Annotated in this window: 13 protein-coding genes; 7 read left to right on the forward strand and 6 right to left on the reverse strand. The window is 44.1% G+C overall.

Annotated elements, in window-relative coordinates; all coding sequences use genetic code 11:
* Window positions 1-243 precede the first annotated feature (243 nt).
* Window positions 244-1,791 (reverse strand): M23 family metallopeptidase, encoded by a 1,548-nt coding sequence (locus tag NLZ44_RS19425; RefSeq protein WP_493750843.1) that lies wholly within the window; start codon window positions 1,789-1,791, stop codon window positions 244-246.
* A 154-nt stretch (window positions 1,792-1,945) separates the two neighbouring features.
* The gene (locus NLZ44_RS19430) at window positions 1,946-2,659 is read right to left on the reverse strand and encodes a biotin--[acetyl-CoA-carboxylase] ligase (protein ID WP_111892496.1); all 714 of its coding nucleotides are present in this window, start codon (window positions 2,657-2,659) and stop codon (window positions 1,946-1,948) included.
* Window positions 2,660-2,745: 86 nt separating this feature from the next.
* Between NLZ44_RS19430 and pgeF the strand changes: the two genes are divergently transcribed.
* The 3 genes from pgeF to NLZ44_RS19445 all read left to right on the forward strand — a co-directional run bounded on the left by pgeF (window position 2,746) and on the right by NLZ44_RS19445 (window position 5,049).
* Window positions 2,746-3,543, forward strand: a complete 798-nt coding sequence (gene pgeF / locus NLZ44_RS19435; protein WP_008050597.1) for a peptidoglycan editing factor PgeF — start codon at window positions 2,746-2,748, stop codon at window positions 3,541-3,543.
* A 283-nt stretch (window positions 3,544-3,826) separates the two neighbouring features.
* Window positions 3,827-4,435, forward strand: coding sequence for a CPP1-like family protein (locus NLZ44_RS19440; protein ID WP_493750844.1), 609 nt, complete (start codon window positions 3,827-3,829; stop codon window positions 4,433-4,435).
* A 68-nt stretch (window positions 4,436-4,503) separates the two neighbouring features.
* Complete coding sequence (locus tag NLZ44_RS19445) at window positions 4,504-5,049, forward strand: hypothetical protein (RefSeq protein ID WP_008050600.1); 546 nt, start codon at window positions 4,504-4,506, stop codon at window positions 5,047-5,049.
* Here NLZ44_RS19445 and NLZ44_RS19450 read toward each other — a convergent pair.
* A complete protein-coding gene (locus NLZ44_RS19450; RefSeq protein ID WP_493750845.1) occupies window positions 5,046-7,328 on the reverse strand; it encodes a pentapeptide repeat-containing protein in 2,283 nt (760 codons plus the stop codon). The genes NLZ44_RS19445 and NLZ44_RS19450 overlap by 4 nt on opposite strands.
* 317 nt (window positions 7,329-7,645) lie before the next feature.
* Between NLZ44_RS19450 and NLZ44_RS19455 the strand changes: the two genes are divergently transcribed.
* From NLZ44_RS19455 to NLZ44_RS19465, 3 genes are all read left to right on the forward strand, one after another.
* Complete coding sequence (locus tag NLZ44_RS19455) at window positions 7,646-8,224, forward strand: pentapeptide repeat-containing protein (protein ID WP_008050605.1); 579 nt, start codon at window positions 7,646-7,648, stop codon at window positions 8,222-8,224.
* Window positions 8,225-8,376: 152 nt separating this feature from the next.
* Window positions 8,377-8,742 carry a translation initiation factor gene (locus NLZ44_RS19460; protein ID WP_008050607.1) on the forward strand — a complete coding sequence of 122 codons (366 nt, stop codon included), beginning with the start codon at window positions 8,377-8,379 and terminating at the stop codon, window positions 8,740-8,742.
* Window positions 8,739-9,353: a 7-carboxy-7-deazaguanine synthase QueE gene (locus NLZ44_RS19465; protein ID WP_008050609.1), complete on the forward strand. Its 615-nt coding sequence runs from the start codon at window positions 8,739-8,741 to the stop codon at window positions 9,351-9,353. The genes NLZ44_RS19460 and NLZ44_RS19465 overlap by 4 nt, the downstream gene beginning before the upstream one ends.
* A 448-nt stretch (window positions 9,354-9,801) precedes the next feature.
* Here the strand turns inward: NLZ44_RS19465 and NLZ44_RS19470 are convergent, their stop codons facing one another.
* Window positions 9,802-9,924 (reverse strand): hypothetical protein, encoded by a 123-nt coding sequence (locus NLZ44_RS19470; protein WP_006625852.1) that lies wholly within the window; start codon window positions 9,922-9,924, stop codon window positions 9,802-9,804.
* A 772-nt stretch (window positions 9,925-10,696) separates the two neighbouring features.
* Here NLZ44_RS19470 and sds point away from each other — a divergent pair.
* Window positions 10,697-11,668, forward strand: coding sequence for a solanesyl diphosphate synthase (gene sds / locus NLZ44_RS19475; RefSeq protein ID WP_493750846.1), 972 nt, complete (start codon window positions 10,697-10,699; stop codon window positions 11,666-11,668).
* Between the two features lie 92 nt (window positions 11,669-11,760).
* On the opposite strand, the gene NLZ44_RS19480 is transcribed toward sds, so the two are convergent.
* Together NLZ44_RS19480 and NLZ44_RS19485 are read right to left on the reverse strand one after the other, a co-directional pair.
* Entirely contained in the window at window positions 11,761-13,203 is a 1,443-nt protein-coding gene (locus NLZ44_RS19480) for a CHASE3 domain-containing protein (RefSeq protein WP_493750847.1), read from the reverse strand.
* Between the two features lie 263 nt (window positions 13,204-13,466).
* Window positions 13,467-13,955, reverse strand: coding sequence for a hypothetical protein (locus NLZ44_RS19485; RefSeq protein WP_493750848.1), 489 nt, complete (start codon window positions 13,953-13,955; stop codon window positions 13,467-13,469).
* Window positions 13,956-14,039: the final 84 nt, after the last annotated feature.

Raw genomic sequence — 14,039 nt, forward strand, 5'->3', positions numbered from 1 at the left:
TTCCGGGGATCCACAGATATTTTACCAAGTGAATTAGCAACCAATAAACCCGCCATACTATTGAAGGCGGGTAAATTATCAGTTTTTGGTGGCGCAAAACCTATCGCCTATTGTTGTGCTTTCTCCACGTTTTCTTTAAAGCCAAAGTTGATGGTAGGTGGTTCCAAATTGGGAACAATGATATCCATACCCGGAGGAAGGGGAGGCAGTTGAGGCAAACCTGTTTCCCAGTTCCTCGTTTGGTTAGGTAGGGCAGCAATAAATTCCTCTGCTGGTACCTCCAGCCACGCGCAGAGTATTGATTAGTTGAGCGAGGGCAAATTCTATCTGTAATAGTGGATCAATCGCTACCCAGCCTTCATTAGTCAGCTTCCGTAACTCAAAGTGCAGGTGAGGTCCTGTAGACATTCCCGTACTTCCTACCCGTCCAATTACCTCCCCTTGTTGGACAAATTCTCCCGGTTTGACAAACAATTCTGATAGGTGAGCATAAAGGGTTTCTTTCGATTTTTTCTGGTGGTTAAGAACCACGGTTAAACCATATCCCCCTAACCAGTCAGCCAGGGTAACTTCCCCTGAATAAGATGCCACTACAGGAGTTCCGGTATCTGCTCCGAAATCAATACCTGTATGGAAACGGCCAGTTCCCAAAATTGGGTGTTGTCGCCAACCAAATAATGAAGTAATTGGGGCGGGAATACTGAGGGGGAAAAGCAGGTGAGTATCTGAATTTCCGGGAAGTCTGGGGGGTCGCATGGTGCGCTTATAGTAACTCAAACCTGAATTACTCATCGCACTCATGCTGATGGGTCCCACTTGCACCGGACTTAATCCGGCTACAGGGACCTGATAGGAATAGTCTGGAGAGTCACCATAACTGGCGGCGACGTTTGTAGTTCCCCAGCCTCTGCTGTGGGCTGAGTGAGTTCTTCCTGTTGCTTGTTGACCGAATGAATGGGAAGGCTGACGGTGCTGAGTAACTGTTTTCCCTCCCCCGGTGGGATATCCTGTCCCATAAGTAGGCTGACCAGGAATTTCAGCAATAGGTGCGGGTGGCGGAACACACAATCGATCAACAGTTTGACCGACTCCAACCGCTGTTTCACAACCTGTCTGGCGCTCGGAAAAGATGACGGTTGAAGGCGCTTCATAACCACCGCCTCCTGTAGCCCCAATACTGTAATCTGTAGGGTCGATAAAGTTATGATCTGGGTTATTAAATGGTGTTCCCTGGGCTGTGGATGCAGATGGGGGAGAAATATTCTCATAAGAGGGTGGCGATGCCGTTTGGTGCTTTTCTGGCAAATAAATCGGCTGTTCTGGTGGGGCGATGTAACCACCTGAGCTTTCTATGGGTGGCTCATAATAGGGTTCTGGTTCGTAATAGGGTTCTGGTTCGTAGTAAGGTTCTGGCGCTATATAAGATTCCTGAACTGGCGGCGCGTAATAGGGTTCTGGTTCGTAGTAGGGTTCTGGCGCTATATAAGATTCCTGAACTGGCGGCGCGTAATAGGGTTCTGGTTCGTAGTAGGGTTCTGGCGCTATATAAGATTCCTGAACTGGCGGCGCGTAATAGGGTTCTGGTTCGGGGGTGTAGGTGTTGTAGGATTCTAGGGGTTCGTTATCAAAGGGGATAGAAAATTCTTCATAGGCGATCGCACGATTTACCAATAATCCTACCCCACTCAAACAGCTTAATCCCAACGCCAGGGAGCGCCAGGACAGTCTACTATTATGGGAAATAGGCTGGGTAGATTTTACATTAGATTTAGAGTAACTGGATTCTGTCATTTCCTCACACAACCAGATGATAAATTGGGCAATTGTAGAATTGAGTTGTTTAGGCTTTAACCGAGTTTCATTCTACAGAGCCTGACGTACAATGGGGAAATAATTTCCCAGGGGGATACTACTGCGTAGTCGCTCCGCGAAAGGGTTAAGAGTCCTATGAGTTCAGAAGAAGCAGTTCCATATAGGATGACATCAGACCCTTACTTCCCCTCTGTGCATAGTGCATTAACCCTAACTCGATACCCCAGATCACAATAGCTGCCAACATTTCTCGTGAGTTTACCCCAGGCGTAGTGGGATGTGCATTGAAAAATTCTTGCAGATTAATGCCAGTGGGGGGTACAGAGTTACTCCAATTCAGACCGACTCCAATCACGGCTTGGCTGATTTTTCCCTTGTGGACTTTAGTTTCTGTTAGGATACCACCCAATTTGCGTTTTGTCAGGAGCAGATCATTAGGCCATTTCAGCCAGACGGGAATACCGCGCGAGCGTAAAACTGTAGCAATACCCCAAGCGCTACATTGGGTTAACCAGGCTATATAGTTATGCTGTGGGGTAGCAGCATCTGTGATAGTCTGATGGAGGGCGAGGGCATAAGACAAGTACAATCCCCCCAATTCTGACTGCCACTCACGCCCCCATTGTCCCCGTCCTGCTGTTTGTTGGAGAGCGATCACTGTGGTTCTAGGGGCGGCTTTACCAGTGTTCAACAACTCCCACAGGGTTTCATTAGTGGAACCAAGCTGATCAAATATGAGGATAGACGGAGAAGCATCAAGGTCAAGGTAGGAGACCGTCGGCGAGCCAACAGCCACGGCGTTTTCTTGTAAAGCCTGTAAAGCACCCAGTATGCGATCGCAATCCATTTAATCAAATATCCCGGTAAGTTAAATCAATAATTGTCGCGCTTTCCCGGTTAAGCTGTTCCCTGAAATCTCTTTTCACTGACACAATGCACATCTGGACTTGGTATCAGTGGCAACAACTGCCCTATTTAACCTGTAGTATCTTAAAAGACTGGCCACATGGTTTTTTTTCGCGACGATTTAGCCCCCGTTCTCCTGTTGATTTAGTGCAGGTTCTGGAACCATCCGCCCAGGTCTACCGTCTCAAACAGGTTCATGGTAACCAGGTTTTCAAAACCACTCAGGTTTCCCCTATACCAAAAACTGAAACCAATAGCGAGGAAATATCCTGGTCGGAAGCTGATGGCTTAATAACCAATAAAGGCTTAGAATCCGTCTGGGTAGCCAGTGCTGACTGTGTTCCTGTGCTTATAGGTGATGTGGTAACCGGGCGAGTAGCTGCCATTCATGCCGGGTGGCGCGGTACATCTACCAGAATTCTACCATTGGCGATCGCTCAATTTCAACAGCAAGGCAGCCAGATTGCTAATTTACGAGTCGCCATGGGTCCAGCTATTTCCGGGGAATGCTATCAAGTCTCACAGGATGTAGCAGTCAAACTAGGCGCTACCCTACAAATGATTGATACAGCCAGCAGTATCTCCGAAATTTTAGAACCCTTATTCCACCTACCAGACCCCCCCCTATTGTCTGACCCGGAACCCGATCGCCTACGGGTCGATATTCGCCGTTTTAACGCTTTGCAACTCGAAGCCGTTGGTTTAGACCCTGAGCAAATAGCTATCTGTTCTGAGTGTACCTACAGCCAGCCTGAGCTATTATTTTCCTATAGGCGCGATCGGCTGAAATTGGTTCAATGGTCTGGAATAGTTAGTTTTTCCTAATCTTGTTGCATCTGCCAAACCACCCCAGCCACACAATTCCAGAGAAGATTGTGTTAAAATCAACCCATCATCTCATCATCTCATCTCTATGAGTTTTGATCGACTCATCACAACCGCAGGGCTGGCGGGGATGGTCTGGGTCCGGACTAGAAGACCAGAAACTCCTTGAGGGTAGAGGTGGGTGCGATGAAACAGTAAACCTAAATCGTCAGGTTTGGGAATCCCCGTCCGTTTGACGGCGGGTCCAATGTCAATTGATTAGACTCCAGTTAAATTAAATGCGATGAGCCAGCAAAGTCCTTATGAACAGCTTGGGGTTACGATTGACGCATCCTTTGATGAAATTCAGGATGCCCGCGATCGCCTGAGAGAACAGCACACCGGTGAGCGCCAGGTGATAGAATCTATTGAGGCCGCTTATGATGCCATCCTTATGGATCGCCTCAGAATGCGCCAAGAGGGTAAAATCAAAGTACCTGAGCGGATTCGCTTTCCTGAACGCATCGCTGGGCCTCCAGCTAAGGAAGTTCAACCCCAGACCACTCCTAAAGCCTCCTGGTTGACTGGAATGCTCGATACGCCTTCTCGTGCGGAGTTGATGTGGCCGTCATTGATTTACCTGGGTTTGGGAGTTGTGAGCCTATATCCAGCTATTGAGATCTCCCTGCTACAACTTCCCCTCGCCTTGGGGGTGGCTACCTCTCTGTATTTTCTCAACCGCAAAGAGAACAAATTTGGTCGCTCGGTTCTGCTGACCGTGGGGGGATTAATTCTGGGATTAATCTTGGGAAGTTTACTTAGCCCCATGGCGGGAGCTACCCTATCAGTTGAACGGTTCATTACCTTAGTCACGCTGATAGTTTTGTGGTTAGTTAGTAGCTTTCTCCGGTAAAGGTGGATTAAGCAAGGTAAGCCTGGATATAGCCTGATTTTTCAGGGTTCACTGGACATTAGATAATCATGGCTTTAAATCAGCAATATCCCTGGATAACCAGGGTATATTTTTTCGTGTTCTGTTTATTGACCATTACGGGATGGGGTGAAATAGGGCGATCGCAAACTTTACCCAATTGGGAATTTAATAAAACCGCCAAACCCTGCTTTCCTCAACGCGCTATCTTACCGCCACCACCCCTATCTCAAACAGAACTAAGTATTCCCAGCCTTTGGTTAGCTGAAAAACGCTACGGCGGCGAAACACTCAATCAGTGGTTTATAGGATTCGATTCTACCCCGATTCTACCAAATGTATATCTGGACAGGTTTATCACTTTAGTGGTTAACCGTTTCCAATGGAACCAGAAACGCTATCTCGAACAGTTTATATTTATCCATCATTTTGCCGAATTTACCCGCCACTATGGATATAATTTGCGGGTGTGTAACGATAATGGTAATTTAGTCGGATATTACATCTGTGATTTCCAGGTCTCTCCCATGAACTGCCAAATTCACCTAGAATCTAAAGGGTGGCGTATTCAGGATTTTCGAGTATTTACTGACTAATCCAACCGTGAACCTATCCACTTTCTGGTTTCGTCAGACAGTCCACAATTGTTCCCAAATTTGGCACCTGTTATATGGGCTTCAGTCAGATTACTACCAAATAAATTTGCACCCAATAAATTAGCATTGGAGAGGTCTGCTTGTGCGAGGTCAGCATGACGAATAGCCGCCCGAAATAGATGGGTATGGCTAAGATTGCTACCAGCTAAATTAGCACGGGTTAAATCAGCATAGCTGAGATTAGCACCCATTAGATTAGCGTGGCTTAAAATACTATAGCGCAGTTGAGCATAAACCAACTTAGCACCAACTAAATGCGATCGCTCTAAACTAGCCTGATTAAGTTTAACATAGGAAAGATTAGCTTGCTCCAGCATCGCTCCCGTCAAATTAACCCTGTCTAGTTGCGCCCCCTGCAAATTGGCACCCTGGAGATTAGCCCCCGTTAAATCAGCTTCCGTCAGCGCCGCCTCTCGCAAACAAGCCCCCCTTAAATCCACACCTCGCAAATTAGCCGATCGCAGTTGAGCGCCGCGTAAATTAACCCCCTGTAAATTAGCTTGACTTAAACAAGCACCATTGAGGTTAGCCAACTCCAAATTTGCCCCTTGTAAATCGGCATTTTCTAAATTAGTTGAGCATAACTTAGCCTCAGTCAAATCAACTGCTGTTAAATTAGCCCGATGAAGATTAGCCCCTGTTAAATCAGCACGATTTAAATTAGCCTGCTGCAAATCCGCCCGGGCTAAATTAGCATCTAGCAGACTCGCTTCTAGCAAATTACTCTGTTTTAAATTAACAATAAATAACTGAGTTCCATTAAGATTAGCCTGTTGGAGATTAGCACCCTCTAAATTTGCCAACCGTAGATCAAGCTCACTCAAATCCATTTGAATCATATTCACACCTCTAAAGTCTGCTCCCTTGAGATCCAGACTTTTTAAGTTCAGATTATTCAGATTAGCTTGACGCAAATCAAGTCCTTTACATTGAGAGAAAACCCGGTAAGCATCCAAGTTATCAGTCAGAGGTCCTGATACATCATCCTGATCCATCTTCACCAGGTGATATTGGACGTTTTCCGTAAAAATTGTCAATACCAGATTGAAAATTTCCAAAAACAATATAAACTGACGACATCGTTCTTCTTCATATTTTTGATAAAATTGAATCAGTTGAGCCACTTTTAACTCTAAGTGTACTTTAGACGAGTGGTCTAGTAAAATAACTTTTAGCATCAGAATAGCCAAGGTAAAAATACTACCCTGATTAATCATAAATGTAAAAATAAAAGAGGGGTTCTCTCCATCCTCTATCGTCAAAAAGTCGATGAGACTATGACAGGTACGAATTTTTAAATCGTCATTGATAATTCTGTAATCATGGAAATTATACAAATCTTTCAGTTGGGCGGAAATTTTTTCCCGCAAAATACGGGTAGTAGATTTTTCCCCGCTCTGAATCATTAAGTATTCAGGTAAGGCATTTTTAAAATCTCTATAAGTAACCTTATTAGTTTGTTTTAAAAACAATTCAGCTTGATGGGTATAGCTGTAAACGCGCTGGGTGGAAATGGTTTTTTTAAGTATATCTAAAACTTGATCTCCTAGCTGAGTAGGGTTTTTAATGTTGGTTTCATTTTGGAGTTGAGTTTTTGGTGATGAGTGAGCCAGATACATCGCCAGGTCAAATTTATACTGTTCTCGGAGTTGTTTAGATATATTTCGCGCTACCTCTTGCTGTTCCTGAGAGTTATTTGGGTCAATATATTGGTTAACTAATAAATAACTTTTATAACGACTACTCCAGCCCTGAGAATGCTGTAATACACAATGACGAATATCTTGAATATCAGCACTTTGCAGAAAATATTTAACCTGAGTTCTGAGTTTTCCTAATTCAGGATCGAGAATGTCATCTTCATCGCTTTCGGTATTTTCCAGATGTTCTAGCAGTAACTCAACGGCTTGATAATTGCGACTAATATACCAGTTATTGGCTAAAATATAACAACTTCTTTTCAGGATCGGATGAATGGCGGCTGTTGATGATGGCTGCTTCAGTTGAGTTCTCAAAGCATTATTAGCCTGTTCATCGCTACAGTTCAGATACCAAAATAATCCGATAAATTCTTCTAAGACTGTCTCGGAGTCATATTTTTTTACAATCTTAATAAAAAAATCAAAGATGATATCTGGTAAGTCTCTACTATCTTGAGCAGAATCCAGATTACCAGAGGAGTCTACCAGGTCAGTACCGGAATTATAAGTGTTGCTCATAAGATTGTATTTTCGGAATGACAAGAAACTAGAGCAAGTCTGTTTAATTACTTAGCCAGTTAGCGATCGCACTTTTTCAGCCGAGGGGATAATAGGGTATAATATAGTGCCAATTATATCCAAACCCACAATTAATGTCAATAATTCCTAAATTACATCATCCCTATTGTGCAGTCGCCGACTGTAATTTGAAAGGATATGCAGGATGTGGGGCTGACTGATACCCGTGGTTTTTTAAATTAAAATAAAGTTTTGCCCGATTGAACAAGAACTTAGGCACAATTGCAGTTAATCATATTGGAGATTAGGAAATTATCATGAATTCACAAGAACTGCTCAACCTTTATGCAGCAGGCGATCGCAATTTCCGGGATACAGACCTATTCCGGGCGGACCTGAGTAATGCTAACCTGAGTGGCGCGAACCTATTTCGGGCGAACCTATTTCGGGCGAACCTATTTCGAGCCAATTTGCTTGGTGTTAGCCTATTCAATGCTAACTTAATAGGAGCAAACCTGTATTGTGCCAACCTCAGCGGAGCCGACCTCAGCGGAGCCAACCTGACCCGGGCAGATCTAACAGGTGCCGATTTGAGTGGGGCCGATTTGAGTGGGGCCGATTTGAGCGGAGCCATTCTCACCCATGCTAACCTTAGTTATGCCGATTTGAGTCGAGCTAACCTCATGCGGGCTGAACTCGTAGATGCAGCACTGAGTCACGCCAAATTTCAGGGTGTCAACCTCAAGGAAGCTAACCTAACCGGGGCATTGTTGCAAAACGTCAAATTTAAACAGGTTACCGGGTTAAATGCTGCTCGTATCCAGGAGTTAAAAGAACAGGGAGCCATTTTTGAGGAAGTTCCTAGTCCCACCCTCAACTCTAAAGTTACTGCCTGAGACAGCGCCCAGTCAAATTAATTGATGATTAACAACTATCAACTTGCCACTCTTGGCGGTTTTCCGCTATAGGTTAAATAGTTCCCCCTGCTGAGTCGGAAGATGGAAGTAGGGGTAACTTCCCGCTTTAGTATGTTATTGAGTAATGAGTTATGGCCCCATATTCGGGAAATTTTGATAGGAAATCGTCTCATAAGAATCGGATCGCTTACTCAGAGTTTGGCAATTCTTCTAATTCCGAAGCTATGGAACCAGGAGTGCCGGACTTACCCCCCCAACAGCAAAACTTAAAAGTGCAGGCAACTCGTAAGGGACGGGGCGGTAAAACAGTCACGGTTATTTCCGGCTTTCAAAGCAATGAACAGACCCTGAGTAAGTTATTAAAACAACTGAAAAATCAGTGCGGCACTGGAGGAACCATGAAAGACCAAACTCTGGAAATTCAGGGTGATCATACTGATAAGTTACTGCAAATACTTACTCAATTGGGATATAAAGCTAAAAAAAGCGGCGGATGATTACAATTCCAGTACATGAGACTTTTCAGCAAACCATCCAAGGGGAGGGTTATTGGGCGGGAACTCCTGTAGATTTTATTCGGTTGGCGGGGTGTCCGGTGGGTTGTCCTTGGTGTGACACCGGATATGCTGATGGGGGGAAAGGTTTACCCCGGAATATGCGTAGTTTTGATGAACTTTTGGCGGAGTTGGTGTCGCCAAGGGTGGTAATTTCTGGGGGTGAACCGTTTATATATCCTCAGTTACCTGATTTGGTGAGGGTATTAGAAGAAACTGGGAGGCAGGTTTCTATTGAGACATCGGGGGCGTTTTGGCAAGATGTTTCTGATCTATGCTGGATTACTCTGAGTCCCAAGGAACATATCAGCCCCCGTTATCCGGTGGTATCACAGATGTGGCGACGGGCTTCCGAAATTAAGTTGGTGATTGATGTGGGGGATGAGTTGGAGTTTTATCGATGCCGTTTGGCGGAAAATTCTACGATTCCGGTTTTTTTACAACCGCAGTGGACTGATATAGACCGCACTTTGCCTTTGGTATTGGCAAAATTAAAACAGTTTCCAGGTTATCGGCTTTCGGTTCAGCTTCATAAATATATTGGTGTGGAATAGATTGATTGATATTTCTTGGCAAACTGTAGTTTAGATAACAGGTTCTTGAGCGATTTTGATAAACAATAAATCAAGTGAGCTCCAGAGGTTTGTCATGCCGATCAAAAATTCTACTCCATCGACTTGTCGCAATTGCCTCCACTATAAATCTGAGGGGCGACGAGGCGGTGTTTGCCAGTTGTTTCACGGTTCTGTGCAAAGTGATTGGGCATCTTGTTCGCTGGCAAGTTCTCCCTTTATTTACTCTTGGGAAAAATTAGACACGGCTATTTCCGACCAGCGGTTAACTGTCAGTCAATCTGCATAGCGATCGCGATCGCCTATTGTCTATGTAACTAAGTAATTTTACCGAGTCTGTTTGTGTGAATAATATTTCATCAGAGAAAAGACCACTCCGCCAAATGGGAGTGGTTGTTTTCAGCGAATTAATGATCGGTGATCAATATAACTAAGAGCGAAAGCGAGAAAATCGCGCTGCTGTATGTTTAGCCACCATCAACAGCAAATAAATAGTCAACACATAACCGGTGGCGAGTAGGGGAATCATTAACGGTAATTCGTGGTAGTTCATAGGTGGTGCGGCTAGTCTGTGTGTGAGAGAGGAGCATATATGGGAGTTTAAGAGTAGCTACATATACATAGGGGCAGGTTTCCCACGCCAGGTTATAGCTGGGTGGCGATCGCTATCTAATCAGGGATACCACCAGGCACATGAACAATAACTAACCAGAGATTTGCAACTCCAGAAAGTTTCCCTAATACCTATGCCAAGTTACCAGACTTCTACAGCAAGTCCGCCGCCTAAATATAAGCCTAGACCGTGCTGATTGGTCTTGAACCCACCAAGCCGCCACACCATAATCTGATGCCAGCTTAGGAACTTCTAAAATCGCCCCTAGCTATCCCCTTTTCTGCGGATAACCTGTGCAACAACAGCCAGTTAATATTTGGCTGCCACACCTGTTGCCCTTAATGTGTAGAATTTTTTTAAACTCTTAATAATTAAGCTAACACAAAATTAACGAATTGTACCAATTATGAGAAAAAAATTTTCAGGGGCAATGGACAACGGATAATGGACAATAGGTGATGGGGGAGAGGGCAGAGATCATCTAGGGGTAGGCCCGTCTAGTAGCTAATTTGGCATAGTCCAAGATGAATCAACCCGCCCTGTAGGGGGTTCACGGTTAATTAGATTTGATGCAGGTGTGGTGAAGATCTCAAGTTGATGCTCTGGTGGGGTATAATCCCAGTTGAGAGTTTGGTGAGATGATAGCCTTAGCTTAAAATCGAACTATAATATGTAAAATTTTGTTAATCATCCAGCCTGAGTTGGCAAACCCATGACCTCTCGCACTCTTCTATTTTCGACCGTTGAAGCAGACCTAAAACTGCTAACCGATAACCTGAAACAACTGGTGGGCGCTCGTCACCCGATCCTGTATGCAGCAGCAGAGCATTTATTTAGCGTACAGGGAAAACGGGTGCGTCCGGCGATCGTGCTGCTAATATCTAGGGCAACCATGCCCGATCACGAAATCATACCTAAGCACCGCCGTCTGGCTGAAATCACAGAAATGATCCATACTGCTAGTTTGGTTCATGATGACGTGGTGGATGAATCAGAACTGCGGCGGGGTGTCCCGACAGTTCACAGTTTGTTTAATAACCGGGTGGCGGTTTTAGCCGGAGACTTCCTATTTGCCCAGTCCTCCTGGTATTTAGCCAACCTGGATAACTTAGAGGTAGTTAAACTTCTGTCACAGGTGATCATGGATCTGGCAGAGGGAGAAATTCAACAGGGACTAAATCGATTTGACACTAGCTTGTCCATTGAAGCCTATCTCGAAAAGAGTTACTACAAGACAGCATCCTTAATCGCCAATAGTTCTAAGGCGGCTGGTCTGTTAAGTGGAGTTTCACCAGAACTAGCAGAAGATTTGTATAAATATGGTCGTAATATTGGCTTGGCGTTTCAAATTGTCGATGATATTTTAGACTTTACAGGTTCGACGGAATCCCTAGGTAAACCGGCTGCTTCGGATCTCAAAAGCGGAAATCTGACGGCTCCGACCCTGTTTGCTCTGGCAGAAAAGCCTTTTCTGGAAACTCTGATCGATCGCGAATTTGCTCAAGATGGGGACTTGGAACAGGCGATCGCCTTAATTCAAGAAAGTTCTGGGATTGAGAAATCCCGAGAACTAGCCATCCACCACGCCCAGGTCGCCGTAGAACATATCAAGCAGTTACCCCCTTCAGAGTCTCGTCAAGCTCTGGTGGAATTAGGGGACTATGTGGTGAGTAGAATATACTGATTTATTAGGTTCGGTGGGGGTGGCGACATCTCCCCCATCAGGGATTTGGTATCAATTTCCATGGTGACAATTGCCAGTTGGGGAGACTTTGGTTATACCAAAACCCGGAGAGTATGGGCCGCCTGATTCAGGTTTTGAGTACCGACTTGGGTTTGTTGAATGCCACTAGCGGTTTCCACTGCTGCTTGATTAATAGAATTGGTAGCTGTGACAATTTGCTGAATAGCGATCGCCTGTTGTTCAGAGATTTGAGCAATTTTTTGATTACTGCTGACCACATTTTTAATGCCATCAGCCACCTCTACAAATACATTAGCAGTATTTTCCGTCATTTTCATACCCACCTTAACGTTTTCTGTTCCCTTTTGTGCAGCTTCAATGGTAGATTTCAGGGAATTTTGAATCAGACCAACCAAATTATCAATCTCCCTAGCTGAGTTTCGGCTTTGGTCTGATAACTTACGAACCTCCACCGCCACCAAACCAAATCCGCGACCTGCTTCTCCCGCACGCACAGCTTCAACAGAGGCATTCAGAGCCAATATATTAGTCTGATTAGCTAAACTAGATACTAAATTAGATATAGTGCTTATTTCCACTGTATGCTGTCTCAAAACCTCAATTTGTTCTGAGATATTTTCGACATTATCAGTTAATTCGGCAATACTTGCCAAGTTTTGTTGGACTACTTGATTGCCATGTTCACTGATGTCTAAAACCTGTTGAGCCTTTCCTAAAGCGTGATCAGCATCCTCCGCTGATTGTTTAGCCCCTTCGCTAATTTGTTGAATAGCATTAGTAGTTTGATTAATGGAAACAGCTTGATGGCTGGCTAGTCTCTGCTGTTGTTCAGTAGCCACGGCAATTTCTGCTGAGGAGGTAGCCAGAACCTGTGTAACTTGTTGAATAGGATTCATAATCACACGAATCACAATAAAGCTAATTATAGAGCCAATGGTGATTACCATAAAAAAATTACCCCAATTAATGATTATTGCTAATTTTTGGATGGCTTGATAACGCTGATTTCGGTCAATCAATAAATTTTGTTCCTCCTCAATCATCCTATTAATTTCACTGCGAATATTATCCATAATTTGCTTACCAATTCCCGAACTAACCTGAATGGAAACTTGTTCTGATTCTCCGGCTCTAGCTAAATTGATGTTTTGTTCAAGTCGCGCCAATTTTTGGTTAGTTAAGTTTTGAAGATTGGTTAATCTCTGGGTTTGTATAGAATTACCTTGCAGCAATTGAGATAAAGTGTCTAAATTACCCTCAATTTGTGTATTAGCTGAATAATAGGGTTCTAAAAAACCTGCGTCTTCGGTAATAATGAATCCCCTTTGAGCGCTTTCTGCATCGACCAAATTTTTGTAAATATCCTGCAAATTCAGCTTAACTTCGTAGGTATGAACTACCAACTTAAAGGATTGCTCTAGAGTTCTTTGTTGCCACTCTTCCACTAAGCTACTGATGCCGACTAATATAAAAATGGCACTAAATCCTAGATATATTACTTGATTAATTTTCATAATACAAAGCTGCCAGATTTTGGTGAGAAATAGTTGACCGTGTGAGCAGTTTTGATGAACGGACATGGCTGGCTGACCCCACCCGAACCCTAGGTGGAAATAGCAGATGCAAGGGGCTGATTTAGGGAAAATTTTTGGGGGTTAATTAACAGTCACTATAATTATATAAAATACCTGTGATTTTGACAATTAAGAAACCATTAAGAAACGGAGTTTTGAGGGTCAAGGGAAGGAGAAAGTGGTACGGGGGTAAGGGGACTGATTTAAGCAATATCTGGAGGGATAGGGCGAGACTTAGAGCGACGCAGAGACTGATATTGTTGTAGGTAAACTTGGATAGTATCCTGTACATCTTGACGTTTAACCTCAGTAGCAGCGTCAAGATGACCAGGCTGGTCAAAGAAAATAAAACTATCTAGTTGGGGGATAGCGATCGCCTGAAACAAAATGTGGGTAACGGGAACGGGGACAGCGACCACAGAAGTGGAAATATCTATCCTAGAGTGAACGGAAGCATCATCTAAACTAGAAAAAGCATAGATAACTTGCTTTTGTAGATCCGGATTATCCACATTACCGAGAGTAGTTAATACCCAATTTTGGTCAAGACTGGTCAAAATAAAATACTGTAGGTGCGCTAATTGAGCGGCCAGTAACTTGAGACCGGGAGCGATCGCCTTAATAATGTCAGGAGTAGAACCATCCTGGGGGGCATTTTCAATCAAGGCTTGAATTTGTTGGTCGAAATCCATTGTTAAACTTGAGTAAGTGCTGATTTTCGCGCTACATGATAACTGAGAAAACCCCAATTGATCAGGTAGGCGACTAGAAAATTG

The sequence above is a fragment of the Arthrospira sp. PCC 9901 genome (genome assembly GCF_059013425.1).

Bases quoted from the DNA above. Each gene is read 5' to 3' on its own strand.
- NLZ44_RS19425 (WP_493750843.1), bottom strand. From the start codon at position 1,791: ATGACAGAATCCAGTTACTCTAAATCTAATGTAAAATCTACCCAGCCT.
- NLZ44_RS19430 (WP_111892496.1), bottom strand. From the start codon at position 2,659: ATGGATTGCGATCGCATACTGGGTGCTTTACAGGCTTTACAAGAAAAC.
- pgeF (WP_008050597.1), top strand. From the start codon at position 2,746: ATGCACATCTGGACTTGGTATCAGTGGCAACAACTGCCCTATTTAACC.
- NLZ44_RS19440 (WP_493750844.1), top strand. From the start codon at position 3,827: ATGAGCCAGCAAAGTCCTTATGAACAGCTTGGGGTTACGATTGACGCA.
- NLZ44_RS19445 (WP_008050600.1), top strand. From the start codon at position 4,504: ATGGCTTTAAATCAGCAATATCCCTGGATAACCAGGGTATATTTTTTC.
- NLZ44_RS19450 (WP_493750845.1), bottom strand. From the start codon at position 7,328: ATGAGCAACACTTATAATTCCGGTACTGACCTGGTAGACTCCTCTGGT.
- NLZ44_RS19455 (WP_008050605.1), top strand. From the start codon at position 7,646: ATGAATTCACAAGAACTGCTCAACCTTTATGCAGCAGGCGATCGCAAT.
- NLZ44_RS19460 (WP_008050607.1), top strand. From the start codon at position 8,377: ATGGCCCCATATTCGGGAAATTTTGATAGGAAATCGTCTCATAAGAAT.
- NLZ44_RS19465 (WP_008050609.1), top strand. From the start codon at position 8,739: ATGATTACAATTCCAGTACATGAGACTTTTCAGCAAACCATCCAAGGG.
- NLZ44_RS19470 (WP_006625852.1), bottom strand. From the start codon at position 9,924: ATGAACTACCACGAATTACCGTTAATGATTCCCCTACTCGCCACCGGT.
- sds (WP_493750846.1), top strand. From the start codon at position 10,697: ATGACCTCTCGCACTCTTCTATTTTCGACCGTTGAAGCAGACCTAAAA.
- NLZ44_RS19480 (WP_493750847.1), bottom strand. From the start codon at position 13,203: ATGAAAATTAATCAAGTAATATATCTAGGATTTAGTGCCATTTTTATA.
- NLZ44_RS19485 (WP_493750848.1), bottom strand. From the start codon at position 13,955: ATGGATTTCGACCAACAAATTCAAGCCTTGATTGAAAATGCCCCCCAG.